The organism is Gymnodinialimonas sp. JB5-7 (genome assembly GCF_055693405.1).
In genome coordinates this window covers 1,474,963-1,498,157 of the sequence record NZ_JBVFUX010000012.1, presented here as the reverse complement: position 1 = coordinate 1,498,157, position 23,195 = coordinate 1,474,963, and the positions used below count along the sequence as shown (strand labels likewise).

Annotated in this window: 25 protein-coding genes, 1 tRNA gene and 5 pseudogenes; 8 read left to right on the top strand and 23 right to left on the bottom strand. The window is 61.9% G+C overall.

The features are described 5' to 3' along the window. Window positions 1-15: 15 nt before the first annotated feature. The 3 genes from ACZ1HK_RS15980 to ACZ1HK_RS15970 are packed head-to-tail and all read right to left on the bottom strand — an operon-like array spanning window position 16 to window position 1,368. Window positions 16-207, bottom strand: coding sequence for a hypothetical protein (locus ACZ1HK_RS15980; RefSeq protein ID WP_472629527.1), 192 nt, complete (start codon window positions 205-207; stop codon window positions 16-18). Continuing rightward, a complete protein-coding gene (locus ACZ1HK_RS15975; protein WP_472629526.1) occupies window positions 200-478 on the bottom strand; it encodes an NfeD family protein in 279 nt (92 codons plus the stop codon). Before ACZ1HK_RS15975 ends, ACZ1HK_RS15980 begins: the two co-directional genes overlap by 8 nt. Further along, window positions 478-1,368, bottom strand: a complete 891-nt coding sequence (locus ACZ1HK_RS15970) for an SPFH domain-containing protein (RefSeq protein WP_472629525.1) — start codon at window positions 1,366-1,368, stop codon at window positions 478-480. Before ACZ1HK_RS15970 ends, ACZ1HK_RS15975 begins: the two co-directional genes overlap by 1 nt. Before the next feature lie 47 nt (window positions 1,369-1,415). Between ACZ1HK_RS15970 and ACZ1HK_RS15965 the strand changes: the two are divergent. Next, window positions 1,416-1,775: pseudogene (locus tag ACZ1HK_RS15965) on the top strand (GNAT family N-acetyltransferase); the annotation flags it as partial. 157 nt (window positions 1,776-1,932) lie between these two features. Here the strand turns inward: ACZ1HK_RS15965 and ACZ1HK_RS15960 are convergent. Genes ACZ1HK_RS15960 through ACZ1HK_RS15945 form a run of 4 tightly spaced genes read right to left on the bottom strand, consistent with a single transcriptional unit; the run spans window position 1,933 to window position 2,974 of the window. After that, window positions 1,933-2,244, bottom strand: a complete 312-nt coding sequence (locus ACZ1HK_RS15960) for a DUF6958 family protein (protein WP_472629524.1) — start codon at window positions 2,242-2,244, stop codon at window positions 1,933-1,935. 3 nt (window positions 2,245-2,247) lie between these two features. Then, a complete protein-coding gene (locus ACZ1HK_RS15955) occupies window positions 2,248-2,472 on the bottom strand; it encodes an SRPBCC family protein (protein WP_472629523.1) in 225 nt (74 codons plus the stop codon). Continuing rightward, entirely contained in the window at window positions 2,466-2,660 is a 195-nt protein-coding gene (locus tag ACZ1HK_RS15950; protein WP_472629522.1) for an SRPBCC family protein, read from the bottom strand. The genes ACZ1HK_RS15955 and ACZ1HK_RS15950 overlap by 7 nt, the downstream gene beginning before the upstream one ends. After that, window positions 2,660-2,974 carry an ArsR/SmtB family transcription factor gene (locus ACZ1HK_RS15945; protein WP_472629521.1) on the bottom strand — a complete coding sequence of 105 codons (315 nt, stop codon included), beginning with the start codon at window positions 2,972-2,974 and terminating at the stop codon, window positions 2,660-2,662. The genes ACZ1HK_RS15950 and ACZ1HK_RS15945 overlap by 1 nt, the downstream gene beginning before the upstream one ends. 96 nt (window positions 2,975-3,070) lie before the next feature. Here ACZ1HK_RS15945 and ACZ1HK_RS15940 point away from each other — a divergent pair. Then, window positions 3,071-4,327: pseudogene (locus tag ACZ1HK_RS15940) on the top strand (DNA polymerase IV). A gap of 97 nt (window positions 4,328-4,424) precedes the next feature. Here ACZ1HK_RS15940 and ACZ1HK_RS15935 read toward each other — a convergent pair. Continuing rightward, window positions 4,425-5,283 (bottom strand): annotated as a pseudogene (locus ACZ1HK_RS15935) (N-formylglutamate amidohydrolase). Between the two features lie 178 nt (window positions 5,284-5,461). Here ACZ1HK_RS15935 and ACZ1HK_RS15930 point away from each other — a divergent pair. From ACZ1HK_RS15930 to ACZ1HK_RS15920, 3 genes are all read left to right on the top strand, one after another. Further along, window positions 5,462-5,536: transfer RNA gene (locus ACZ1HK_RS15930), tRNA-Val, on the top strand. Window positions 5,537-5,713: 177 nt separating this feature from the next. Further along, window positions 5,714-5,839 carry a type B 50S ribosomal protein L36 gene (ykgO, locus tag ACZ1HK_RS15925; protein ID WP_008562923.1) on the top strand — a complete coding sequence of 42 codons (126 nt, stop codon included), beginning with the start codon at window positions 5,714-5,716 and terminating at the stop codon, window positions 5,837-5,839. Window positions 5,840-6,003: 164 nt separating this feature from the next. After that, a complete protein-coding gene (locus ACZ1HK_RS15920; RefSeq protein ID WP_472629520.1) occupies window positions 6,004-6,144 on the top strand; it encodes a hypothetical protein in 141 nt (46 codons plus the stop codon). Between the two features lie 6 nt (window positions 6,145-6,150). Here ACZ1HK_RS15920 and ACZ1HK_RS15915 read toward each other — a convergent pair. Next, window positions 6,151-6,584 (bottom strand): annotated as a pseudogene (locus ACZ1HK_RS15915) (DUF4329 domain-containing protein). Between the two features lie 95 nt (window positions 6,585-6,679). Further along, window positions 6,680-8,392: a peptidoglycan-binding protein gene (locus ACZ1HK_RS15910; protein ID WP_472629519.1), complete on the bottom strand. Its 1,713-nt coding sequence runs from the start codon at window positions 8,390-8,392 to the stop codon at window positions 6,680-6,682. A 234-nt stretch (window positions 8,393-8,626) separates the two neighbouring features. Between ACZ1HK_RS15910 and ACZ1HK_RS15905 the strand changes: the two genes are divergently transcribed. Beyond that, window positions 8,627-8,929: an EF-hand domain-containing protein gene (locus ACZ1HK_RS15905; RefSeq protein WP_472629518.1), complete on the top strand. Its 303-nt coding sequence runs from the start codon at window positions 8,627-8,629 to the stop codon at window positions 8,927-8,929. A 98-nt stretch (window positions 8,930-9,027) separates the two neighbouring features. Here the strand turns inward: ACZ1HK_RS15905 and ACZ1HK_RS15900 are convergent, their stop codons facing one another. The 13 genes from ACZ1HK_RS15900 to ACZ1HK_RS15840 form a co-directional block, all read right to left on the bottom strand. After that, entirely contained in the window at window positions 9,028-10,233 is a 1,206-nt protein-coding gene (locus tag ACZ1HK_RS15900; RefSeq protein ID WP_472629517.1) for a phenylacetate--CoA ligase family protein, read from the bottom strand. 13 nt (window positions 10,234-10,246) lie between these two features. Continuing rightward, the gene (locus ACZ1HK_RS15895) at window positions 10,247-11,083 is read right to left on the bottom strand and encodes an ABC transporter ATP-binding protein (RefSeq protein WP_472629516.1); all 837 of its coding nucleotides are present in this window, start codon (window positions 11,081-11,083) and stop codon (window positions 10,247-10,249) included. A 171-nt stretch (window positions 11,084-11,254) separates the two neighbouring features. Then, a complete protein-coding gene (locus ACZ1HK_RS15890) occupies window positions 11,255-12,535 on the bottom strand; it encodes an ABC transporter substrate-binding protein (RefSeq protein ID WP_472629515.1) in 1,281 nt (426 codons plus the stop codon). A gap of 111 nt (window positions 12,536-12,646) precedes the next feature. Beyond that, a complete protein-coding gene (locus ACZ1HK_RS15885; RefSeq protein WP_472629514.1) occupies window positions 12,647-13,732 on the bottom strand; it encodes a branched-chain amino acid ABC transporter permease in 1,086 nt (361 codons plus the stop codon). A 24-nt stretch (window positions 13,733-13,756) separates the two neighbouring features. Next, window positions 13,757-14,185 carry a hypothetical protein gene (locus ACZ1HK_RS15880; protein WP_472629513.1) on the bottom strand — a complete coding sequence of 143 codons (429 nt, stop codon included), beginning with the start codon at window positions 14,183-14,185 and terminating at the stop codon, window positions 13,757-13,759. Window positions 14,186-14,200: 15 nt separating this feature from the next. Further along, a complete protein-coding gene (locus ACZ1HK_RS15875) occupies window positions 14,201-14,428 on the bottom strand; it encodes a hypothetical protein (protein ID WP_472629512.1) in 228 nt (75 codons plus the stop codon). After that, a complete protein-coding gene (locus ACZ1HK_RS15870) occupies window positions 14,428-15,414 on the bottom strand; it encodes a branched-chain amino acid ABC transporter permease (RefSeq protein WP_472629511.1) in 987 nt (328 codons plus the stop codon). The genes ACZ1HK_RS15875 and ACZ1HK_RS15870 overlap by 1 nt, the downstream gene beginning before the upstream one ends. Window positions 15,415-15,444: 30 nt before the next feature. After that, window positions 15,445-15,861 carry a hypothetical protein gene (locus tag ACZ1HK_RS15865; RefSeq protein WP_472629510.1) on the bottom strand — a complete coding sequence of 139 codons (417 nt, stop codon included), beginning with the start codon at window positions 15,859-15,861 and terminating at the stop codon, window positions 15,445-15,447. A gap of 220 nt (window positions 15,862-16,081) precedes the next feature. Next, window positions 16,082-16,516: a hypothetical protein gene (locus ACZ1HK_RS15860; RefSeq protein ID WP_472629509.1), complete on the bottom strand. Its 435-nt coding sequence runs from the start codon at window positions 16,514-16,516 to the stop codon at window positions 16,082-16,084. Then, entirely contained in the window at window positions 16,509-17,030 is a 522-nt protein-coding gene (locus tag ACZ1HK_RS15855) for a hypothetical protein (RefSeq protein WP_472629508.1), read from the bottom strand. Before ACZ1HK_RS15855 ends, ACZ1HK_RS15860 begins: the two co-directional genes overlap by 8 nt. Then, a complete protein-coding gene (locus ACZ1HK_RS15850) occupies window positions 17,023-17,844 on the bottom strand; it encodes an ABC transporter ATP-binding protein (RefSeq protein ID WP_472629507.1) in 822 nt (273 codons plus the stop codon). Before ACZ1HK_RS15850 ends, ACZ1HK_RS15855 begins: the two co-directional genes overlap by 8 nt. Continuing rightward, window positions 17,844-18,293: a hypothetical protein gene (locus ACZ1HK_RS15845; RefSeq protein WP_472629506.1), complete on the bottom strand. Its 450-nt coding sequence runs from the start codon at window positions 18,291-18,293 to the stop codon at window positions 17,844-17,846. Before ACZ1HK_RS15845 ends, ACZ1HK_RS15850 begins: the two co-directional genes overlap by 1 nt. Window positions 18,294-18,390: 97 nt before the next feature. Continuing rightward, window positions 18,391-20,376: an AMP-binding protein gene (locus ACZ1HK_RS15840; RefSeq protein WP_472629505.1), complete on the bottom strand. Its 1,986-nt coding sequence runs from the start codon at window positions 20,374-20,376 to the stop codon at window positions 18,391-18,393. 197 nt (window positions 20,377-20,573) lie between these two features. On the opposite strand from ACZ1HK_RS15840, the pseudogene ACZ1HK_RS15835 reads away from it, so the two are divergent. Both ACZ1HK_RS15835 and ACZ1HK_RS15830 read left to right on the top strand, forming a co-directional pair. Beyond that, window positions 20,574-22,481: pseudogene (locus ACZ1HK_RS15835) on the top strand (PAS-domain containing protein). Then, window positions 22,478-23,179: a response regulator transcription factor gene (locus ACZ1HK_RS15830; protein WP_472629504.1), complete on the top strand. Its 702-nt coding sequence runs from the start codon at window positions 22,478-22,480 to the stop codon at window positions 23,177-23,179. The pseudogene ACZ1HK_RS15835 and the gene ACZ1HK_RS15830 overlap by 4 nt, the downstream one beginning before the upstream one ends. Window positions 23,180-23,195 lie beyond the last annotated feature (16 nt).

Genomic DNA, 23,195 nt, shown 5'->3' with positions numbered 1-23,195 from the left:
GTGCGATCAGAAATTTCATAGGGTCGGTCCTCGCCCGGCCCAGCCCACCCAATCGACCGACGGTAGCCATTGTCGATGATGATGTCGCCGAAATGGGGTGATCTCGGCCAGATCGCCAAAGGCGCTTGCGTCGATCAGCAGGTCGTCATGCTCGCCCAGCGCCGCCACCCGGTCGGACAGCGGCGCATACTCTTTCAAGTCAGTCATTGATGTCGTGGTCGAACGTCTTCACCTGGCCGTTATAGACGCCCAGAAAGCGCCGCAGCAGGATCCATGCGATCAGCGACGTGACTGCGAAGACCAGCAACAGGACCGGCAGAGAGGATGCCACCGGAACTCCGATCAACAGCAGAAGGGCGACGATCCCCGCCCCCACGCCAAAGCCCAACAACACGTAAGACGGTAACAGAACCTCGCCGACCGCCAACGCGACCGCCGCAACACCCCAGACCCACCATTGGCCCCAGAACGGATCCATCAGCCCCGGCCTTTCAGCATTGTAAACGCTTTGCCGAAGGCATCTACCGCGTCGGCAGGCACAATAATCGTCTGGCTGCCCTGCCCTTCGGCCACCTTAGCAATGCTCCTCACCTGCTCCAGCGCAATGTTGTATTGCACGGCTTCCAGCCCGCCTTTCTGGATCGCTTCGGCCACGACGCCGGTGGCGTAGGCTTCGGCATCCGCTGACACGCGGCGGGCTTCTGCTTCCTGTCTGGCGGCATAAAGCTCCGCGTCCGACTGAAGCTCCACCGCGCGACGCTGACCTTCGGCGCGGGTCACGGCGGCGCGGCGCTCACGCTCGGCGTTGAGCTGCTGCAACATCGCATCGCGCGTTGCTTGATCAAGACCCACATCGAGGATTTCTGCGCGTGTCACTTCGATCCCCCAGTCGTCCACGGCCGACTCGACCTGTTCCTTGATCTGGGCGATCAGCGTGGCGCGGTTGGCCTGCACTTCGTCCAACTCCATCTTACCAATCTGGGCGCGGACGATACCGGCCACCGTGGTGGCAATCGCCGCGTCGACATCGCGGATGCGGTAGACCGTCTTCTCCGGCTCCAACACGCGGTAGAACACGCTGGTTTCAACCACCAGCAACACGTTATCCGAGGTGATCGCATCCTGGCTGGCCGTCGGCAGCTGGCGCTCCAACACGGACACCTTGTGCGCCACCCGGTCCAGGAACGGGATGATGAAGTTGATCCCTGGCCCGAGCACCGATTTCAGGCGGCCGAACCGCTCAACCACGTGCTTTTCGGATTGCGGAACGATCCGAATACCAAGGTAAATGCAAAGAATGATGAAAAGTGCGATGGCGAGCACGAACCCGCTACCGCCGAGCAAATCGCCCAACAGGTCTTCAAGCATGGCCAAAAATCCTCTGATCTGGTCTTCTAGCTTCATGTGAAAAGGATATGAGGGTTCCGCGCGCGCGACTCCACCCCCAATCGACGGCGGAATCCCGGCAATTCAAGCAGGTGTTGCCCATGGCCAACGTCATTTTGCGCGCCGCCACGCCCGCCGATCTCCCGCAGGTTGAGGCGCTGGTTGAGGCGGCTTACGCGCCCTGGATGGCGATCATCGGCGCAAAACCGGGCCCGATGCTGGACGATTATGCCGCGCATATCGCCAAGGGTCAGGTGACAGTGCTGGAGGGGGACCGCATCGAGGCTCTCTTGGTCCTGATCCCTCTGGACGATGCCCTGCTTCTCGACAATGTCGCTGTCGCGCCGGACGCACAGGGCAAGGGCCATGGCCGCCGCCTCATGGATTTGGCCGAAGCGCGCGCCACGGATATGGAATACGATCTGATCCGCCTCTACACCCACGCCCGGATGCAATCGAGATCGCGATTATTACTGGCGTTTGGGCTACCGCCCCTACCGCGAAGTGGTCGAACACGGGTTCCCCCGCATCTACATGGAAAAATGGCTAAGCCGCCGCGATCTTTAGCGGACCTTTTCCGGGAAGGCGCACAACCTCGCCCCGCACTTCCATCTCTAGCTTCACGGTCACAACGTGCCATCCGAGCTTGCCGAGGTTTTCCAGATCCTCCGCACTCATCCGTGCGCCCACCGCAGCGCGCAAGTCCTTGTTCAGCATACCCTCCGCGCCTGCCTCTTCCAAAACGCTACGAATGGCCGTGCTGACGGCCTCGTATTTCCAGACCGGGATATTGTTTGTCCCGCCCTTTCCCTCCGCCGGGGTCCGGCAGGCCACGCGCTCTTCCAATTTCTTCGCCATCTCTCAGCCCTCCTCTGTCAGCAAATCCATCAGCTTTCCGCGCAACAGGCGTGTCCAGCCCATGCCGAGGACGACCCTCGGCAACACCGTGCCCGCCCCAAACCCCGTATGGCTAAGACGCAGACGCGTGCCTCCCGGCGCTGGCGCCAGGGTAATCGTCAAAACGGTATCGACCTTCCCGGCTTTCCAGCTGACCTGCCAAAGCCGCGGCGGATCAAATTTCAGCACCTCGCAATGCACGATCCGTCAAAGCCTGGTGCAGGATCGGCGCGAAAGGTGAACGGCACACCCAGTTCGGGGCGGAAGTCATTGGGCATCAGCCACGCGGCCAAGTCTGCACTGGTCGAAAACGCGGTCCAAACGCGCTCCGGCGGATGCGGCAAGTCTACTTCGCGGATGATCTCACGCACGCCCATCAATTCCGTCCCTTGGCTAAATGCGCAGCCAAATCGTCCAGCTTCTCATCCCAGAAAGCCTCATAGTGCGTGATCCAATCGCGGACCTGCGCAAAGCCGTCGCCATCCACAGAATAAATGCGGCGCTGGCCATCCCGCTCCTGCTTCACCAAACCTGCAGCCCGCAACACGCCAAGCTGCTGCGAAACAGCCGATTGGCTGATTGGAAGCCCATCGGTCAGATCCCCAACGCTGGCCGGGCTCGCGCGCAGCCGGTCAAGGATTGCGCGCCGGGTCGGATCGGCCAGGGCCTTGAAGGGATCTTCCTGTGTCATGGCGGCTTCATATTAGCAATCATTAATATTAGCAATTACTAATTTATTTGCATTCCCATCCTTCCGCTTCCGCCCGCACAGGCGTATCCTGCCCCCATGCCCGCCCTTTGCCGCGATTGCCTGGAAACCTTCGATGATGCGCGCCGATGCCCGGTGTGCCGCTCGCCGCGCGTGACATGCGCATCCGGAACTCTTCGACCTCTCCATCGCGCACATGGATTGCGACGCCTTCTACGCGTCTGTCGAAAAGCGCGATAACCCTGCGATCCGCGACAAGCCCGTGATCATCGGCGGTGGGCGGCGCGGCGTGGTCTCTACCGCCTGCTACATCGCACGGATCAAAGGCGTGCGCTCGGCCATGCCGATGTTCCAGGCGCTCAAACTCTGCCCCGAAGCGGTTGTGGTGAAAGGTCGGATGGACACCTATGTCGAGGTTTCCAAACAAGTCCGCGCGCTGATGGAGGAGCTCACCCCCTCAATCGAACCGCTGTCCCTGGATGAAGCCTTCATGGACCTCACCGGCACGGCGCGCCTGCATGGCAAGCCCCCCGCCGTGATGCTGGCGCGGCCTCGTGAAACGGATGCGGGAAGAGATCGGCATCACCGGCTCAATCGGCCTGTCGCACAACAAATTCCTCGCCAAGATTGCCTCGGACCTCGAAAAACCCCGCGGCTTTTCGGTCATCGGCGCAGCAGAGACGCTCGATTTCCTGTCAGACAAACCGGTCCGCATGATCTGGGGCATCGGCGAGGTCGGGCAGGCCTCCCTCAACAAGGCCGGGATCAACACCTTCGCCGATCTGCGCCGGTGGGAGCGGGAGGCATTGGGCGAGCGCTTCGGGTCCATGGGCGAACGGCTTTGGCACCTCGCGCGCGGCGAAGATCATCGCTCTGTCAAACGCGACCGTGCCGTGAAGGGCGTGTCTAACGAAACAACCTTTAACGACGACATCGCCTCGGTCGATCTGCTTGACGGCCATATATGGCGCATGGCCGAAAAGGTCGCGGACCGCCTCAAGGCCAAGGGCATTGCGGGTCGCACCGTCACGCTGAAACTCAAACGCGCGGATTTCAAACTCATCACGCGGCGCAACACGCTGCCCTGACGCGACACAAACCGCAGACCGCATTTACGGCACCGCGCGCGCGCTTTTCGATCACATGGACCATCCAAAACCCTACCGTCTGCTGGGTGTCGGCGTCTCGGACCTGATTGCTGAGGATCAGGCCGATCGTGAAGGCAATCTCCTGGATCCACAGGAGGCCGCGAGGATCAAGGCCGAACGCGCCTCGGACGCGATCCGCGACCGGTTCGGCTCAGATGCTATCTTGAAAGGGCGCGCACTCCGCTAGGGTCGTGACCTTGCCACAAACGCGACTCCCGCGCGCTGGAATACGGGACGGTGGGAGGGGCGATGTTCGGCCCAAGCCGGACGAGCGTCTGCCGACGTCACTCCGCCGCCAAAGGCATCCGTCCGGGCAACGCGCCGATCACGCGGGCCAGCACCTGTGCTACAATGGCCTTCACCGCCTCAAAATTCGCATTCGGGCGCACCATGCGCTCATTCATGTAGAGCGCGCGATCGATCTCCACCTGAACGGCATGAAACCCTTTGGTCGGCCGCCCGTAGCGCTGCGTGATGTAAGCGCCCGCGAAAGGGGCATTTCGGCTGACGACAAGGCCCGCCTCCAGAAAGCTCTGCTCCAATACATCGACAATCTCGGTGCTTGCAGATGCGCCAAAGCGGTCGCCCAAGACTACCTCGGGCCGTGGCGTGCCCGGTCGCGCCACCGAATCGAGCGCCTCATGGGGCATGGAATGCATGTCGATCAGAACCGCCTGTCCGAATTCCTCGCGCGCATTGCGCAAAAGTCGCTCCAACTCCCCATGGTAGGGCTGCCAGATCTGCGCAATCCGGGCCTCCGCTTCGGCGCGGGTCAGCTTTCCGCGGTAGATCGCGCGCCCATTGGCTACGACCCGCGGGATCACACCCAGCCCGGAATTGATCCGCGGCGTTTGCACGGCGCGGCCCACCCCGTCGATCACACCCGGATCCAACTCATCCGCGGCCCGGTTCAGGTCCAGATAAGCCCGCGGCCATTCGGCGGCCAGCAGTGGCGCGCCCAAGGCAGGCGCCGCCGCCGCAAGCCGGTCAATATACGCATCCTCCGATGAGCGAGATCGTACGCTCGTCCAGCACAGACGCCCGCAAAAATGCGGTCGGGTAATGGCGCCCAGAATGCGGCGAGGCCACTGTGACACAGCTGGTAATTTCGCGTGGCAGATCGAGGCGGAACGCGGCGTGCATAAAGCTTCCAGTCAAATTCGTTACCCTCGAATATAGCGGCTTTTCCACCGAAGCCAAAAGCCCTTGCACGGGTCCGGGCAACCTTTTATACGACCGCTCACCCACGCGGTCAGCGCGCCTTGGGCTTGGCGTCTGTTTGCGCAGACTTGCCCGGCAAAGATGCTCCGCAAAGGTAAAAGGGCGATTAGCTCAGCGGTAGAGCACTTCGTTGACATCGAAGGGGTCACTGGTTCGATCCCAGTATCGCCCACCAGGCCGCACTTTGTGCAACAAAGTGTCGGCAACCGAGTTTCGACTTTCCGTAGGAAAGTCTGAAATCGGACCAGACCACAGGCCCCGATCAGGGCCACGAGATATTCACCGGGCGCGGCATTGCGCGCCCAGACCGAAACCAGGCGCAGCTGACGCGCCGCGACGAAGGAGAAGACCCATGAAGGTCAAGAACTCGCTCCGCTCGCTCAAGAACCGCCACCGCGATTGCCGCGTTGTGCGCCGTAAGGGCCGCGTCTACGTCATCAACAAGACGCAGCGCCGGTTCAAAGCCCGCCAGGGCTAAGGTCATCTGAGCGACCCACCAAAAAGCCGCCCCCAATCGGGGCGGCTTTTTTCATGCCGGGTTTGTGAGATGATCGGATTTCCGCCTACGGATTTCACGCCGTAGCGCAGCAGCAAAAGAATCGTGTATCTTGCACCAGATTTTTTTAGAGAAAGACCGTTTCCATGACCCTGCGCCCGATTTTGACCGCGCTTTTCATCGCCCTGACCGCCCTGCCGATCGCTGCGCAAACGCAGGATTGCACGCCAGACAGCAACGGCAACGTCCCCGTCGGCTGCCCCGCGGGCGTCGCCCTCGATCCTTAAAGCGCCTTAGCGCCCCTCGCGGCGCAAAAGATCCTGCAAGCCGTAGCTTTGTGCAATCGGACCCGCATCGCCGGGGACGAAGTTGGGATCCTGCCCCATGCAGCCCAAGCCACAGACCTGCCTGGCGACCTGACGGCGGTGATCAATATACCAAAGCCGCCCGCCGGGCGTGGCGACATAGCCGTTCACCTGCTCTTCGATGTCGCCATACATGTCGTCGCTTGAGGGCACTTCGCTATCCGCGGCGTGGTCAAACGCGGCATGGGTGTGGAAACTGGCCACAACCTCCACGAACCGGCTTTCATCCCCCGGCTGAGGCACCCCCAGGCATCGCCACGTGTGACCTCAGTGGCCATCAACCGCCCATCCGGCATGCGGCCGATATAGCCGCAATATTCAAGGTTCTCGGAAAAGCTGCGCGGCTGAAGCTGCAGCAGCACCTGACGGGCCGCGGCCAATTCCGCCGCATCCTGAGCCTGTGCAGCTTGCGGTCCCAGTGCGGCCCCGAACAGGGCCGCCGCAACAAAGAGATATTTCACCGGTTGATAATCCCATCGATCTGCAGAATGCCGCCGACCGTTTCGGCCAGCAGGCGCACGACGGAAGGCTGGTTCAAATATCCCGTCACGTCCAGACCCCGCGCGCGTTGATAGCGGCGAATGGCACGGCGGGTATTGGCATCAAAGCGGCCATCGATCCGTCCGGGCTCCAGCCCCAGGGCGGCCAGGCGCTGCTCGATCAACGAACGGGTCACCGGCGGCAGGTTCAGCGCGTTTTCCTGTGCCAGCAATTGGGCCCGCTGCGCTTCCGTCAGGCCCCCATCATTGCCTTGAAGCTGGTTGATCCGGGCCTGTGCCTGATCACGGAAGGAACCGTCCGGATACTCGTTCAGATAGCCCTGATAGGCGGGCACCGTATCTGTGCCTCGCGCGACATCCCAGGCTGCGCGGTCGCGCGCCTCAGCCTCGGCTCGGGCCGCACGTTCATATTGCTCCAGCCGGTCCTCCGCGAGTTCAGCAAACAGGCCGTCCGGGTAGCGCCCAAGATAGGCCCGCAGCCCCTCTTCGGTCGATCCCTGACCCGTCACCTGCCAATAGGCCCGATCGGCCCGTTCCGCCGCCTCGCGGGCGATGCGGGCCTCTTCCTCCAATTCCGCCGCGCGGACCGAGGCTTGCTGCGACAGGGAATTGATCTGCGGCGCATCCAGATAGCTTGTCGTCGGCAGGCCGTTGGCCTCTTGCCAGCCCCGGATGGCCGTCCGCGTGCCCGTGCCAAAAATACCGTCAATGCCGCGCGTGTCGTAGTCGAGGATCGACAGGCTGCGCTGTATCTGCTGGCGCTGGTCGCGCGTCAGGTTCAACGCATCTTCCGCGGCGCGCGCCAAAGCGGTGGGATCATTCTCGAACGCATCAATGCGCGCGCGCGCATCGTTGACATAGAAGCCGTTGGGATAGCGGGTCACGTAGGCGCGGTAAGCACCCGCTGTGTCCAGCTCCACCGCTGCCTCCCACAGCGCCGTTTCATCCGCACTGGGCTGCGACGGCGCAGGCGGCTGTGGGGTCGGCGTGGGCGTTGGAGCAGGGGCCTGGGCGATGGCCGGGAAAAAGGGCAGTTCAGACGAGACAAACCCAAAGCTGCGCAGGCTCTGCGCCGCGTTGAGGGCCGCTTCAAGGTCGGTGCCCGGCGCAAGCAGTTGGTAGCGTGCGAAATCGGCCACATCTTCCGGCATCCCAGCCACAACCGTGACGCCCTGCGGCGCGTCGACCCGGCCCACACCCGCGCCCAACCCTTGGCCAAGGGTGATACGCCGTCGCTCCAGCCCCAACAGGATGACCGAGCGGCCCGGCGCGCTTGCCGCGGCCTCCATGAGCACGGACAGGCTAAGGCCATCTCCGCTGACAGTGGCCAGGTTTGGCTCGTCCACGCCGCTACCCAACAGCCAGCTGTCGGTGCGCGAGCGGGCGAAATGGCCGACAACGGCCACCAGAACGCGGTCCGTTTCATTTGCAGCCAAAAGGCGCTCCAACCCGTCGCGCATATCGGCGCCATCGCCATCGGCCACTGTGATCACATCGAAGCCCGCATCTTGCAGCCGAGCACCCAATGCCTCGACGGATCCCCCTTCACGCAGGTTCTGGGCGTTCCTGTAGCGGTCGTTGACGATCAGAAGGGCCGTATCGGCCGCGGCCGCGATGGGCGATAAACTGGCAATCAGGCCGGCAGTCAGGGCGATGAGGCTGGCACGCATTTCGGGTCGTCTCCGTCGATTCGTTTCGTTGCGATTTTTCTAGCATGCAGGCCAGACGCTAAACGATAACGGGGAATTGGCCGGGCCGGGCCATCACGCTGTCATCCAATGACGAGGCATGCGCCTTTGGCGAATAGCCGCCGATCCGAGTGTGCTCACGACAATGGAACCGGCAAGTGATCGTCCGCGTTCCTATATTCCATATACGCTTCAATCGAACCCAATGAGATCACCATGAGATATCTCGGACACATGGCCATTCTGGCGGCCCTTGCTGGTCTGCCCTCGGCCGCGCAGGCGCAATATGAAGAGGAAAGCGTTCAGGCTTTCCTCGCTGCAGATCGAAACGGGGATGAGCTGCTTACCCCGGACGAATTCCGCACCTTCATTGCCACCATGGCCGAAATCGGCGCGCCCATGTCGCGCCGCATCCGCAACCTTGGCGCCTACGGGATCGCATTCAATCGCGTGGATGTGGACGGCAATGGCTATGCCACCCCGGCCGAATTGCGCGCTGCCGAAAGCAGCAATCGCTAAGCCCTAGAACACTTTGCGTTTGATTTGAATCGCGACCCGCTGCCTCGCGCCGATGGCGCGAACGCAATAAGTGTGCCTCTGATAGAACGCAAAGTGCTTTAGTCGTAGCTGCGCTGATCGTCGATGACCTTGCCGTCATTCGGCAGGCTGCCAGGCGCCACGATGTCGATCTGCCCTTTCAGCTTGAGTGTCGCGACCACCGCATCAGCCAGACGCCCCGCATCCGGCGCGTCCCCTTCCACCTGCACAATCATCGCGTCCATCTCACCCTCGCGCGTGGCGATGACGCGGGCCTTGGCCACACCGGTTTTGGCGACAAAATCCGCCACCTGTTCCGGCCGCACGAACATGCCCTTGATCTTGGTGGTCTGATCGGCGCGCCCCATCCATCCCTTGATGCGCGCATTGGTGCGCCCGCACGGGCTTTGACCGGGCATCAGGGCGCTCAAATCGCCTGTGGCAAACCGGATCAATGGGTAGTCGGGGTTGAGCGAGGTCACAACAACCTCCCCGACCTCACCTTCGGCCACCGGATCGCCGGTGCCCGGGCGCACGATTTCCACGATGACGCCTTCATCGAGGATCATCCCCTCGATGGCCTGACTCTCATAAGCGATATTGCCCAGATCAGCCGTCGCATAGCATTGCAGGCAGGTGATCCCCCGATCCGCATATTCCTGCCGCAGCGATGGGAACAGCGCCCCACCTCCAACCGCGGCGCGGGTAAAGGACAGCGCCTCCCCCATCTCATCGGCCTTGTCGAGGATCACCTTCAGGTAATCCGGCGTGCCCGCATAGGCCGTGCACCCGATGTCCTTGGCCGCGCGCACCTGCAATTCGGTCTGTCCGACACCTGCCGGCAGAACGGTCGCGCCGACCGCCCGCGCGCCAGACTCAAAGATCATCCCCGCCGGCGTCAGGTGATAGCCGAAACAATTCTGCACGATATCATCGGCACCGATGCCCACCGCGTGCAGGAACCGCCCCATCCGCCACCAATCATGGCTGATCCCGCCGGGCTCATAAATCGGGCCGGGGCTTTGGAAGATGTGCGCCGCATTGGACACAGCCATGCCGCCAAAGGGCGGGGTCTCGGCCTGCCACGCGACCAGATCGGATTTTCGCAGAACAGGCAGGGCCGCAAGGCCGGACAGATCTTCCAAAGGCCCTGAAATCAGGCAACTGTCCTGCGCCTGCGCCACGCGCTCCAACTGCGCATTCAGCGCCGCCAAATGCTCCGCCGTGCGCTGATCCGCGCTGCGCGTCTCCAGCGCGTCGAAATGGCCTTGGATCTTGTCCAGCATCACCCGCGCTCCCTCAGCTCAACCAACGCTTGCGGCGACGATACGACCGCACATCGCGGAACGACTTCCGCCCTTCCTCGGACATGCCGAGGTAGAATTCCTTCACATCCGGGTTTTCGCGCAATTCCGCCGCCGGGCCGTCCATCACAACGCGCCCGCTCTCCAGAATGTATCCATAATGGGCAAACCGCAGCGCCACATTGGTGTTCTGCTCGGCCAGCAGGAAGGTCACGCCCTGCTCCTCGTTCAGCCGCTTCACGATGCCGAAAATCTGTTCCACCAGCTGCGGGGCAAGGCCCATGCTCGGCTCATCCAACAGGATCGTCTCAGGCCTGGACATCAACGCGCGGCCAATCGCGCACATCTGCTGTTCCCCGCCCGAGGTATAGCCCGCCTGGCTCGTCCGCCGCTCTTTCAGGCGCGGGAAATAATCGTAGACCAGCTCCAGATCGGCGGCGATCGCCGCGCGCCCGTCCTTGCGGGTATAGCTGCCGGTCAGCAGGTTTTCCTCGACAGTCAGATGCTCAAAGCAATGCCGCCCCTCCATCACCTGAATGACACCGCGATCCACAAGGTCCGACGGTGACAGATCGGCCACCGGCTCATCGCGGTACAGGATCGATCCCTTGGTCACTTCCCCACGCTCAGAATGCAGCAGGTTGGAAATTGCCTTCAGCGTTGTGGTCTTGCCAGCCCCATTGCCGCCCAACAAGGCGGTGATCCCGCCCTTGGGCACCTTCAGCGACACGCCCTTCAACACGAGGATCACGTGGTTGTAGATCACCTCGATATTGTTGACCTCCAGCAGCGTCTCCGCCTGCACGTCCGTCTCAGTGGTCTGATCCAGCATCTTCATCCCCGATTAAGGTTAACGGCGCGCGCGCGACCTTTACGCCTCAGGCCTCCGGCCCTCCTCGCAGCGGTCGCATATCCGGGCACGCCCTGCCCATCTTTGTTCCAAAAATATGCAAATTCCGGCGGCAGCAGCACGCGCCGCCGCCGGAGGTTTCAGATCAACGGATCAGCTTTCCGCGCATTGCGGCTCGATCCCGTTTTCCTCGGCGTACTGCGCCGAATCTTCCAGAACCAGGGGCTGGGTCACGCTGTCGTCGGGCGCAATGAAGTCGGTCAGTGTCACCCACTGCTCGCCATCCCACTGCTGCATGATCGCCATGCCGGTGCCGCCGTGGTCTTCGCAGGAAACCGCGAATTCCGGCCCAATGCCCGGCATGCCAGCGGCTTCCATAGTCGCCGCGTCGATGACAAGTGCCTCCATCGCGTCGCGCATATGGGCAGGTGTGATCTCGCTCTCACCCGACATCTCCTGCGCCAAGGCCGCCGCTTCTGCCGCCAGGAAGGCCGCATACATGCCGCGCGTATACAGCACGTTACCCAGGTTCGATCCGTCACCGGCTGCCAACCCTGCATCAATCACATGCTCCTGGATTTCGGCAAACACGGGCATGTCGCCTAGACGGTTCATGTTCAGCGAACGATAGCCCGCCGCATCTGCACCGGCCTGCTCCACGTCATGGTCCGCACCCGACCACCAGTTGCCGATGAAATTCTCCATCGGGTAACGGGTGTTGATGGCTTCCTGAACCGCAACCTGGTTCATCACGCCCCAGCCCCACATGACCACATAGTCAGGACGCTCGCGGCGGATTTGCAGCCACTGGTTGCCCTGCTCCTGACCGGGATGGTCAACGGCAATCTCGGTCAGGGTGAAGCCTTCCTGTTCCGCCAACGTTTGCAGCGTGCGGATCGGCTCACGGCCATAGGCCGAGTTGTGGTAGAGGAGCGCGATGGTCTGCCCTTCAAGGCTGCCGTCATTCTCTTCCAGCAGCTGATTCACGATCACGCTTGCCGCGTCCCAGTAGTTCGCGGGATAGTTGAAGGTGTGGCTGAAGACGTTGCCGTTGGCGGCAGAGGTCCGGCCATAGCCCATTGTGTGAAGCGGGATACCGTCCGCCGTCGTGCGCGGGATCAGCTGGTAGGTGATGCCAGTCGACAGCGGCTGATAGACCAGCGCGCCTTCGCCGCGGGTGCTCTCATAGCATTCCACGCCACGCTCGGTGTTGTAGGCGGTTTCGCACTCCACCACGCGGGTCTCCACGCCACCGATGCCACCGTCGCGCTGGTTCAGCAGCGTCATGTAGTCGGCATAGCCATCGGCAAACGGGATGCCGCCCGCCGCGTAAGGCCCTGTCCGGTAGCTCAGCGACGGGAACACAAGGTCCGCCATCGCAGGTGTGCCCGCGATCATCGCGCTTGTCAGCGCCAGGATTGTCAGTTTCTTCATCGGGTCATTCCTCCCTTGGATATTTTCCGACTTCGGTTTTCCCGGGCCTCATGAGCCTCGGGGTATTGGCGGCACGCTCCTTTGCGGAGCGCCCCGTTTGGGCGACCCCGCCTAGTGCGGGAACGGCCACAATCTCAGTTTCTCCTTGGCCAGCGACCAGAGGCGCGCGAGCCCGTGCGGCTCCACGATCAGGAAGAACATGATCAACGCACCTACGATGACGAACTGGAAATGCGCGCTCAGCGCCGTGTCAAAGCCAAGCCCGTCCACCAGCAGCAATTTCAAGAACACAGGCAAAAGCACCATGAACGCCGCCCCCGCGAAGGAGCCGAAGATCGAGCCTAGCCCCCCAATGATGATCATGAACAGGACCAGGAAGCTCTTGGTGATGCCGTAAACCTCACCCACTTCCACCGCGCCCAGATAGACGGTGAACAACAACGCTCCCGACACACCGACGTAGAACGAGGACACAGCAAACGCCGTCAGCTTGGCCTTGAGCGGGTTCACCCCGATGATCTCCGCCGCGATATCCATGTCGCGGATCGCCATCCATTGCCGCCCGACCGAGCCACGCGTCAAGTTCCGCGCCACCCAGGACAGCACGAACACAAACAGGAAGCAGAACAGGTATTTCACCCACGATTCCGCATTCGGCCCCGTCACCGGCAAGTTAATGAAGTAGAAGAAATCCCGCTCCGGCGCACTGATTTGGCCCGAGGCGGAGTAGTTGTAGAACCACCCCACCTTGTTGAACATCCACACCAGAAAGAACTGCGCCGCCAGCGTTGCCACGGCCAGGTAGAACCCCTTGATCCGCAGGCTTGGTAGCCCGAACGCCACCCCCACCATCGCAGTCATGAACCCCGACAACAGCGTGATCGAGATCATGTCGAGCCCCGGAAACGCCGTCATCAGCTTGTAGGACGTATACGCCCCCACCGCCATGAACCCACCGGTCCCAAGCGAGACCTGCCCGCAATAGCCCGTCAGGATATTCAGCCCAATCGCCGCAATCGCGTAGATCAGGAACGGGATCAGCAGCGAATTCGCCCAATAGTCATTGATCAGGAACGGGATAACGACCGCGCCGATCAGCAGTGCAAAGTAATAGCCCATCCGATCAAACCGGATCGGGAACGTCTGGTTGTCCTGGCTATAGGTGGTCGAGAAATCACCGGCCTCACGATACAGCATGCTCTACGCTCCCTTGCGAAATTCTCATGGCTTGTCCCGCCATGCCTGCGGCGGCGCGCGCCCTGAAAGCGCGCGGAAGGAAAAGAAAAAGCCCATCCCCAGCACGACCGCGATTGCGATGATGATCAAATAGCTGAACAGGTCCCCGGCTTGATCCAAATGGGCCCAGATCAGGCCCGCAACCAAGACACCGGGAATGCCCACCATCCATTTCCAGTTCACCGTGTCCCGCGCGAAGATCACGTGCGGCAATCCGAACCCCGCGTCCAGAATGCTCAGGCCCACCAGCAACTCGAACCCGCCGACCGAGCGCCCGCGTGACCCGCCACCCCAATCGGCCACCATCGCCAACGGGATGAAGATGGCCATGGTCACCACGATCAGCGCGCAGCCGCCCCCGAGCACGAACAGCAGCAGTCGCACGAACAGGGGTTTGGGTTGGTCTTGCGCCATCGTGATTGCCTCTCCCTATCGGTCCAACCGGGCCGACCAGATCAATGCCGCACCACCCAATCCCATCACGCCGATCAGAGGCCACGCCCACCAATCGTAATGTATCAAGAACGAGGTCGTTTCGAACCGCTCGGGATCGGTCAACCGCCACCACAGGCGCAACGCTCCGACGATTGCGCCCGGCAAAAGCGCCATGGCCCCCACAAGGCCGATCAGGACCCATCCAATCCGCCGACGCCACATCAAACCCGCTCAATGATCTTCTCCCCGAACAGGCCCTGCGGCCGGAACACCAGGAACACGAGCGCCAGCACATAGGCGAACCAATTCTCCGTCGCGCCACCGATCATCGGGCCGATGGCGAACTCGAACAGCGCCTCACCCACACCGATGATCAGGCCGCCCACAATCGCGCCGGGGATTGAGGTAAAGCCGCCCAGCATGAGCACTGGCAAAGCCTTCAATGCAATCAGCGAAAGCGAGAACTGCACGCCCGATTTTGAGCCCCACATCACACCCGCCACAAGGGCCACCATGCCCGCCAGCGACCAGACCAAAATCCACACGTAGTTCAGCGAAATCCCCACGCTGAGCGCAGCTTGGTGGTCATCCGCCACCGCCCGCATCGCACGGCCATTCTTGGTGTATTGCGAATAGGCAATCAGGCTCATCACGAGGATCGCCGCAATAATCGCCGCCGCGATGTCGAGATTGTCGATGAAGAAGCCATAGCCCAACGCCTCGAACGTGGTCACGTCGATCCAGTCGTTGATCCCCTGCGGCAGACCCACATCGAGGTTGCGAATTTCCGAGCCCCACATCAGGTCACTCACGCCTTCAAGGAAATACGCCAGGCCAATCGTCGCCATGAACAGGATGATCGGTTCCTGCCCCACCAGATGTTTGAAAACGAACCGCTGCACCAGATAGGCGAAGGCGATCATGATCAGCACGGTCATCAGGATCGCCGCCAGCGCCGGAACCTCCCACCCGAAATAGTGGATGTCCGTCCCGAAGATGGCGTTGATGAGGTGGCCAAACGGCACCCGCCCCTGCTGGATGCCCACCAGCGTCATCGCGGCGAACAGGGCCATCACGCCTTGCGCATAGTTGAAGATGCCGGATGCCTTGAAGATCAGGACAAAGCCCAAGGCGACAAGCGAATACATCACCCCATTCAGCAATCCGTTCAGGATCACTTCCATAGCAAAGATTAACTGGTCAGGCATTGGGCTGCTCCATAGTTGGCTTAGTCGCAGTCATTCGAGGTTCCTAATGGGTCGGCTCAAGAGCCCGATGGGTATGCGGAAGGGCGACTCGCAGTTTGGTATGGGATGAACGGCGTCCAGATCGGTCCTGACTTGTGTCCGCAGTTCGAAAATCAATTCGACGCCTGAAGGGTCAAGATCGATATGCGCCAACCGACCGCCCGCGTTGCACACGCTAATATCTGCGGACGCATGGCCCAACTCTTGGAAAACGCCATCGTCCATCCCGCGTTCAATCCAGCGTGCCATTAAGGCGTCTTCTGAATGGTGATCCGCAGGCCCCGGGCCGATCATGCGACAGAAGAAGCGCGTTTGATCGAACTCACCTTCCATACCGTATTCGACCCACCACGAACCCTGCAGCGGAAATCGCCGGTCCGTTAATTCGCGGCCGTGAACGATGCGCAAGTTCCGCTCGATAAAGGGTGTGTCCCCGCGAATTGCTCCGTGAACCAATCGGTTTGAGACTCGTAGTAAGCGTATTGCTGGCTCCTGAATTGATCCACACACGCACTCAAAGACCAAATGACATCGGACCAAGTCGCATCTTGTGCATAGACTGACGCCGAGGCACCGATGCTAGAAACGGTTAGTGCAGCACAGACGATGTGAGTCGCTCGCTTCACCCTCAACTCTCCAAATTCGTCTCGATAACGGTCACGCTCGGCATCAGAATGTCGAACTCCACCTCGATCACCGGCTCGCGGATAAACGTCGAATGCAGGCGCAGCGGTTCCGTCTCCACCACCTCGTAGTCACCCGAGGCCACGGCCGCCTCGGCCCAGGCCTCGCTTTCGGCGTGCGTGTACTCCCCGAAGATCGCGCAATACTGCGCGACCGCCCCCGGCAGCGCCCGGCGCAATTCCCAATTCCCTTCGGAAGGCACCCAGCTCTCCCAAGCCGCCCGGTGCGGGATGCGCTCCAGCCCGCTCAGGTCGCTCTCGCGCACTTCGATCATCGGTGTCAGGCACCGCGCCTCGAATTCAGCCAGCGTATCGCTGACCTGCGCATGGGCGGGCAGCGCAAGGAATGCTGCGGAAAGGAAGACGCGCCAATCATCCATCACAAAGCACCGCCGCACTTTCCAAGGTCCGTTCCAGACCGTGGGTGAAAACCGCGAAGAACGCGTCCCCGTGTGGCCCCGCCGTGAACGCCCCCGGCACTTCGGTGCAAAGAAGGTATTCCATCGGTCCCTGACTATAGGCGCGGCCAGCGACGACCAGCTCTTCCATCCGCGCGACCAGAGCGTTGCTGGTGTCACCGTCAAGTTCGGCGCCCGCCGTGCTCTCTACAGAACACACGCGCCCCGTAATCACGACCCGAATACCGCTGGGCTCATGGACGTACAATTCATCGATCATGAAGCCAGTCGAGGTTTCGAAATTGGCGCTGTTCTGCAATGCCGTAGCGGTCTCGAACCCCATATCTGCCCAGGACAGGCATCCTTCGACCGCCTCAATAAACACCGCGCCATCGGGCTCTTGCGCCGATGCAGGTCCGACAAGAGCCACCGCGACAGCCGCCGCCGCACAAATGGAAAATCCACGTTTCATGCAGGTGGCACGTGCTTCAGTCATGCGAGACCCCAAGATAGGCGTCGATCACTTCCTGATTGTTGCGCACCTCATCGGGCGTCCCGTCGCCGATCTTCTTGCCGTAATCCATCACGACTACGCGGTCGCTGAGGTCCATCACAACGCCCATGTCATGCTCGATCAGAACGATGGTCGTGCCGAACTCGTCATTCACGTCGAGGATGAAGCGCGACATGTCTTCCTTCTCCTCGACGTTCATCCCCGCCATCGGCTCATCCAGCAGCAGGATCTGCGGCTCGGCCGCCAGCGCACGCGCCAGCTCCACCCGCTTTTTCAGGCCATAGGGCAAGCGCCCAACCGGCGTCTTGCGGATCGCCTGAATCTCAAGAAAATCAATGATTTCCTCAGCCTTGGCGCGATTCTTGGTTTCCTCCGCCTCGGCTTTTCCCCACCAAAGCCCCTGCGCGAAAAAGCCGGTCTTCATATGGTTCAGACGCCCGGTCATGACGTTGTCGAGAACACTCATGCCTTCGAACAGGGCGATGTTCTGAAACGTGCGGGCAATACCTTGGCGCGCGACCTGATAGGGTTTCATCGGGGGCCGTTTGGAGCCTTTGTAAAGCACCTCCCCCTCCTGCGGATGATAGAAGCCCGAGATGACATTGAGCATCGAGGATTTGCCCGCCCCGTTCGGCCCGATGATCGCCCGGATTTCCCCCTCGCGCACGTCGAACGAGATGTCCTTGATCGCTTCAACCCCGCCAAATCGCAGGGTAATTCCGCGCATCTCCATCACAACATCACCGATCTTGCGCCCGTCCGCAGTGGTGTATCCACCCGTGCTCTGGTCCAGCATCACGCCACCCCCATCATGATCATCACGGCCTCAATGCCTGTCGTATCCAGCCCAAGAAGGTCTCGCGCCACAGGCCGCAACGCCAACATCCCCAAAAGCAGCGCTGCAGTGATCAAAGCCATCATCCGGTGCCCACCCATCGGCCAGCCACCCGGCCCAGATCTCACAAAGTACCAGCCAAGCGAACGCCGCGTGTGATGCGCATCGAAACGGCCCCCATCCAGCCAGAACAGCAACCCCGTCGCGGTGCCCAACACCGTCACCACCAGCAACAGCGCCGAGACGCCGCCTGCATGAAAATCGCCCGCCACAATCGCCAGCGCACACAAGGCCACACCCACCTGCCACAGCCGTTTTTTGACCATCGGTCGCGCCAGAACCGGCCCATCGCCCGGTGCCGGCAATGCCAGCACCAGCAACGTTGTTCCTATGGCAAACACGACGATCACGCGCGCATCCCCTGCGGGAGGGTGGGAGGGGCGAAGGGTGCGTTCTTTGCCATGCAAAAGAACGTGGCCGAGCGTATTTGCGCAGCAAACCCGCCCATCATTCCGCCGCCATCTGCGCGGTCTCGACACCCACCGTCGCCGCATCGCGGATCTCCAACGTGGCCGAGATCTTGCCCTTGCGGCCATCCTCGTAGGTCACTTCCGTCTCGGTGTATTTCTCGGTCGAGCCGTCATAAAGCGCCTCGATCAGGTCGCCGAATTTCTCCTCGATGATCCGCCGACGCACTTTCCGCGTCCGGGTCAGCTCCCCGTCATCGGCGTCCAACTCCTTGTGCAGCACAAGGAACCGCGCAATCTGGCAATGGGCCAGCATCGGATCTTCGGCGATTGACCGGTTCACGGCCTCCACATGGCCTTGCAGCGAGGCCAGCACATCCGGATGCCCGGCCAGTTCCTGATAGGAGGCATAGGCGATGTTGTTGCGCTCCGCCCAATTGCCCACCGCCGTCAGGTCGATGTTGATGAAGGCCGTGCAGAATTCCCGTTCGTTCCCGAAGACCACAGCCTCCAGGATGTCGGGATAGAACTTGAGTTTATTCTCCACATATTTCGGCGCGAATAAGCCCCCCGCTGCCGTCTTGCCGACATCCTTCGCCCGGTCGAGTATCCGCAGATGGCCTGTATCTTCCTCGATGAAGCCCGCATCGCCCGTGGCAACCCAGCCCTCCGGGTCCTTTGTGTCTGCCGTGCTTTCAGGGTTCTTGAAATACTCCACAAACGTGCCGGGCGAGCGGTAGAAGACCTCGCCATTGTCGCCGATTTTTAACTCCACGCCGGGGGACGGAACGCCGACCGTATCGGGGCGCACCTCACTGTCGGGCTGCTGCGTGATAAAGACCGAAGCCTCGGTCTGGCCGTAGAGCTGTTTCAGGTTAATCCCCAAGGCCCGGTAGAAATCGAAAATCTCCGGCCCAATTGCTTCGCCCGCAGTGTAGCCCACCCGCACCCGGCTCATGCCAAGGGTATTCTTGAGCGGTCCGATTACCATGGCCCGATCAAACGCATAGGCGAGCTTCTCAGCCCCGGTCACTGGTTTCCCGTCCAGGATCTTCGGCCCAATCTCTTTCGCGCGCGCCATGGCCCGGTCGAAGAGTTTCTTCTTGAAGCGCCCGGCATCTTCCATGCGGATCATCACGCTGGTCAGCAGGTTCTCAAACACGCGCGGCGGGGCGAAAAAGTAGGTCGGACCGATCTCACGCAGATCGGTCATCATCGTGTCGGCACTCTCGGGGCAATTGACGCAGAAGCCCGTCCAGTAGGCCTGACCGATCGAGAAGATGAAATCACCGACCCAGGCCATCGGCAAATAGGCCAGAACTTCGTCATCGCGGCGAAGGTGATCGAACTCGCTGGAAGATTTCGAGGCTTCGATAATGTTGCGGTTCGACAGGACCACACCCTTCGGCTTGCCCGTCGTGCCCGAGGTGTAGAGCATCACGCAGGTGCTGTCGTAGGTGAGCTCGCCCTCGCGTGTCGCCAGTTCCGCCTTCAACTCCGTTGCCGCGCGGCCCTTCGCCTGAACGTCTGCAAACGAGCTCAGCCGGGCATGGTCGTATTTCCGAAGGCCTCGCGGGTCGAGGTAGATGGTATGTTCAATGCCGGGGCCGTTTTCCTGCGCGTCGATGACCTTGTCGACCTGCTCCTGATCGCCCGCCACCACAAACCGCGCGCCGCAATGGTCCAGCACATAGGCCATCTCTTCCGAAACCGCATCCTGGTAGAGCGGTACGGGAACGCCGCCCGCCATTTCCACCGCAACCATCGACCAGTAAAGCGCCGGACGGTTGCGGCCGATCACGGCGACATGGTCGCCCCGGTTCAGGCCAAGGGCCAGCATACCGAGGGCGAGCGCCTCGATCTCATCGGCGGTCTCGGCCCAGGTCCAGCTTTGCCAGATGCCGAATTCCTTTTCGCGGTAGGCGGGGCTTGATCCAAATTGGCTTGCGTTCCTGCGCAGCAGCGCAGGCACGGATTGGGGCGCGTCCGGAGACGGTTGAATATCGGCCAAATCTAGTCCTCCCATTCGCCGATCTCCCGAACCGGCGTGCACGGGGCCGCGATCTTTCGCGCCGGGCCTCCGCCTGCGTACCGTGCCACAGGAAGATGATGGGTCAAGCGTTACCTGACTTTTTCGCAAACCTTTCGAATTGTAACAGACCGCAGCCTGGCCTTGGCGCGGGCCATTTCAGCGGCTAGCCATGAAAGAAGGAGGGCGCGGGATTGCCTAGGGATCGGACAACGGAAAGCTTCACGCGCGCGGGCCTGAACCTGATCCAGCAGGCACTTTCCATTTATGATGCCGATCTGCGGCTGGCCGTCTGCAACCGCCCCTTTCAAGAGATGTTCGGCTTGCCCACGCGCCTCGTCACCTCCGGCGCACGCTTTGATGACACGATCCGCTACCTCGTGGAGACCGGTGAATACGGCCATGTCGAGGATGCCGATGCGTTTGTTGCCGACAAGGTGGATCAGGCGCTGGCTTTTGTGGCCCATTACGTCGAACGCACCCGCGCCAATGGGCGCACGATCTCGGTCGAAGGCTCTCCGTTGCCCGAGGGGGGTGGGTGACGGTCTATACCGACATCACTTCCGTCAAACGGCAGGAGGCCCTGCTGCGCGCCCGGTCCGAGGAATTGTCCGACCAGCTTTTGACCCACGCCGAGGAACTCGCGCTGACGAACCGGCGGCTAGAGGCGACGATTGCACAACTGCAGGAAGCCAAAGCCGAGCTGACCGAGATGGAGGCGCGCACGCGTTTGGTCACAGAGATGACCCCGGCCCACATCGCCCATGTGGATGAGGAAGGGATCTACACCTTCACCAACCGCCGCCTGTCGGCCCTTCTGCCAGATCGGCACAGCGACATTGTCGGCCTCAGCTTTGCCGAGGCCCTTGGCCCAGACACAGCGCAGCTTTTGCAGGACAACCTGACCCGGGCAGCACAAGGCGAGGCGTCGGTGCGCGAATTCACCGACCCTGCAACGGGGCGCCGTATCCGGTCCGCCTTTACGCCGGATGAAACCGCAGAAGGCGGCGTTTACTTGCTGTCGACCGACGTGACCGAGGAAGCGCAGGCGCGCGCCGCGCTTCTGCAAACCCACAAGCGGGAACTGGCCGCGCAGCTGACCTCAGGCCTTGCCCATGATTTTGCCAATCTGCTGACCATCATCCTTGGCCTGCAGACCCGGTCTGGAAAAGATGCCCCTACCCCTCGGTGCGCAAGAGCTGACCTCAGCCACCCGTATGGCCGTGCGTCGGGGCGGCACCCTGCTGGACAAGATCGCAGGCATGACCGGGCACCGCGCTGTGCAGACCGCGCCCGTCGTCGTGCAGGATTTCCTCGACACCTTCGCGCCGCTGGCCCGCGCAGCCTTGCCCGACACCGTGACCCTCCACCTGTCGCATGAGGTCACCCACCCCGCCCTGATGCTCGACGCCGGGTCGCTGTCAGACAGTCTTTTGAACCTCGTGCTGAACGCGCGGGATGCGATGGACGGCGCGGGGCAGATCACAATGACGCTTCGACCCGTGAAGGACACTTGGCTGGAAATCACCGTCGATGATACCGGAGCGGGCTTCTCTGACGATGCGCTGGCCTCCGCCCTTGATCCCTTCTTTACGACCAAGGGCGATGAAGGCTCCGGTCTGGGCCTCACCATGGTCTATGATCTCGTGAAGCTGACCGGTGGCACGATGCGCTTGTCCAACACGAAAACCGGTGCGCGCGTCTCGCTGCGCTTGCCCCTGAAACCTGCGGAGGCCGAGGCACGGCCGCGTCTGATCCTGCTGGTCGACGACATGCCCGACTTGCGCGCTGACGTGCGAGAAATGCTGACCGACCTGGGCCATCAGGTGATCGAAGCCGCCTCGGCGGAGGAGGCCGAGACGCTCGCCGATCTGCCGGGCCTCGATTGGGTGCTGTCCGACATCAGACTGGGTCGCCGAGACGGCGTTGCGCTCTGCAAAAGCATCGCAGCACGGCACCCTGATCTGAACCTCGCCCTGATGACCTCACTACCTGCAACGGACCCGCTCCGCGCGGAGGGCGCTGCCCGCTGGCCCGTCCTGTCCAAACCCGTCACCCCTGGCGATCTGCACCGCCTTCTCAGCGCTGAGGTCGCCGCATGAGCCCGCCGCTTGTCACCATCCTTGACGACGAGCCGCAGATCCGCGCCATGCTCTCCGATGCGCTGCAAGATGCAGGCTTCCGCACCGCCGCCTTCGCCCGCGCGACGGAGTTCGAGGCCGCGCTCCGCCGTACCACGCCCGATGTCTGCCTTGTCGATCTGGGCCTGCCCGACCGTGACGGCCTTGCCGTCGTCCACCGCCTGGCGCTGGAATCTGGGGCTGCGATCATCATCATCTCGGGCCGCGCCCAAGTGCAGGACCGCGTCACGGGGCTGGAGCTTGGGGCCGACGATTACATCATCAAACCCTTCGATCCCATCGAAGTTGTCGCCCGTGTCCGTGCCCGCCTCCGCACGCCAAAGACGCAGGATCGCGCTCGCTCCACCGCCCATTTCAATGGCTGGATCGCGCAATTCGACAGCTACATCCTGACCGCCGAGGATGGGACGGATACGCCCTTTTCCCATGCCGAGGGCGAGGTGCTGCGCCTGTTCCTCGAAGCGCCGAAGCGGCTGATCTCCCGCCAGCAGATGCAGGAAAGTCTGGGCGGCGTTGCGGGCGACAGTTTCGACCGCGCCATGGATGTCCGCATCTCGCGCCTGCGCACCAAGCTGCGGGAAGACCCGAAAAACCCGCGCCTCATCAAGACGATCTACGGGGCGGGCTACATCTTTCTGGGCGACGTCAGCTGGCAGTGATACTGGCACGGTGAAG

Bases quoted from the DNA above. Each gene is read 5' to 3' on its own strand.
- ykgO (WP_008562923.1), top strand. From the start codon at position 5,714: ATGAAGGTCAAGAACTCGCTCCGCTCGCTCAAGAACCGCCACCGCGAT.
- ACZ1HK_RS15910 (WP_472629519.1), bottom strand. From the start codon at position 8,392: ATGCGTGCCAGCCTCATCGCCCTGACTGCCGGCCTGATTGCCAGTTTA.
- ACZ1HK_RS15840 (WP_472629505.1), bottom strand. From the start codon at position 20,376: ATGGGAGGACTAGATTTGGCCGATATTCAACCGTCTCCGGACGCGCCC.
- ACZ1HK_RS15890 (WP_472629515.1), bottom strand. From the start codon at position 12,535: ATGAAGAAACTGACAATCCTGGCGCTGACAAGCGCGATGATCGCGGGC.
- ACZ1HK_RS15885 (WP_472629514.1), bottom strand. From the start codon at position 13,732: ATGCTGTATCGTGAGGCCGGTGATTTCTCGACCACCTATAGCCAGGAC.
- ACZ1HK_RS15945 (WP_472629521.1), bottom strand. From the start codon at position 2,974: ATGACACAGGAAGATCCCTTCAAGGCCCTGGCCGATCCGACCCGGCGC.
- ACZ1HK_RS15895 (WP_472629516.1), bottom strand. From the start codon at position 11,083: ATGCTGGATCAGACCACTGAGACGGACGTGCAGGCGGAGACGCTGCTG.
- ACZ1HK_RS15900 (WP_472629517.1), bottom strand. From the start codon at position 10,233: ATGCTGGACAAGATCCAAGGCCATTTCGACGCGCTGGAGACGCGCAGC.
- ACZ1HK_RS15855 (WP_472629508.1), bottom strand. From the start codon at position 17,030: ATGACTGAAGCACGTGCCACCTGCATGAAACGTGGATTTTCCATTTGT.
- ACZ1HK_RS15960 (WP_472629524.1), bottom strand. From the start codon at position 2,244: ATGGCGAAGAAATTGGAAGAGCGCGTGGCCTGCCGGACCCCGGCGGAG.
- ACZ1HK_RS15920 (WP_472629520.1), top strand. From the start codon at position 6,004: ATGACCCTGCGCCCGATTTTGACCGCGCTTTTCATCGCCCTGACCGCC.
- ACZ1HK_RS15870 (WP_472629511.1), bottom strand. From the start codon at position 15,414: ATGCCTGACCAGTTAATCTTTGCTATGGAAGTGATCCTGAACGGATTG.
- ACZ1HK_RS15970 (WP_472629525.1), bottom strand. From the start codon at position 1,368: ATGCTTGAAGACCTGTTGGGCGATTTGCTCGGCGGTAGCGGGTTCGTG.
- ACZ1HK_RS15905 (WP_472629518.1), top strand. From the start codon at position 8,627: ATGAGATATCTCGGACACATGGCCATTCTGGCGGCCCTTGCTGGTCTG.
- ACZ1HK_RS15880 (WP_472629513.1), bottom strand. From the start codon at position 14,185: ATGGCGCAAGACCAACCCAAACCCCTGTTCGTGCGACTGCTGCTGTTC.
- ACZ1HK_RS15980 (WP_472629527.1), bottom strand. From the start codon at position 207: ATGACTGACTTGAAAGAGTATGCGCCGCTGTCCGACCGGGTGGCGGCG.
- ACZ1HK_RS15950 (WP_472629522.1), bottom strand. From the start codon at position 2,660: ATGGGCGTGCGTGAGATCATCCGCGAAGTAGACTTGCCGCATCCGCCG.
- ACZ1HK_RS15875 (WP_472629512.1), bottom strand. From the start codon at position 14,428: ATGTGGCGTCGGCGGATTGGATGGGTCCTGATCGGCCTTGTGGGGGCC.
- ACZ1HK_RS15860 (WP_472629509.1), bottom strand. From the start codon at position 16,516: ATGGATGATTGGCGCGTCTTCCTTTCCGCAGCATTCCTTGCGCTGCCC.
- ACZ1HK_RS15975 (WP_472629526.1), bottom strand. From the start codon at position 478: ATGGATCCGTTCTGGGGCCAATGGTGGGTCTGGGGTGTTGCGGCGGTC.
- ACZ1HK_RS15850 (WP_472629507.1), bottom strand. From the start codon at position 17,844: ATGCTGGACCAGAGCACGGGTGGATACACCACTGCGGACGGGCGCAAG.
- ACZ1HK_RS15830 (WP_472629504.1), top strand. From the start codon at position 22,478: ATGAGCCCGCCGCTTGTCACCATCCTTGACGACGAGCCGCAGATCCGC.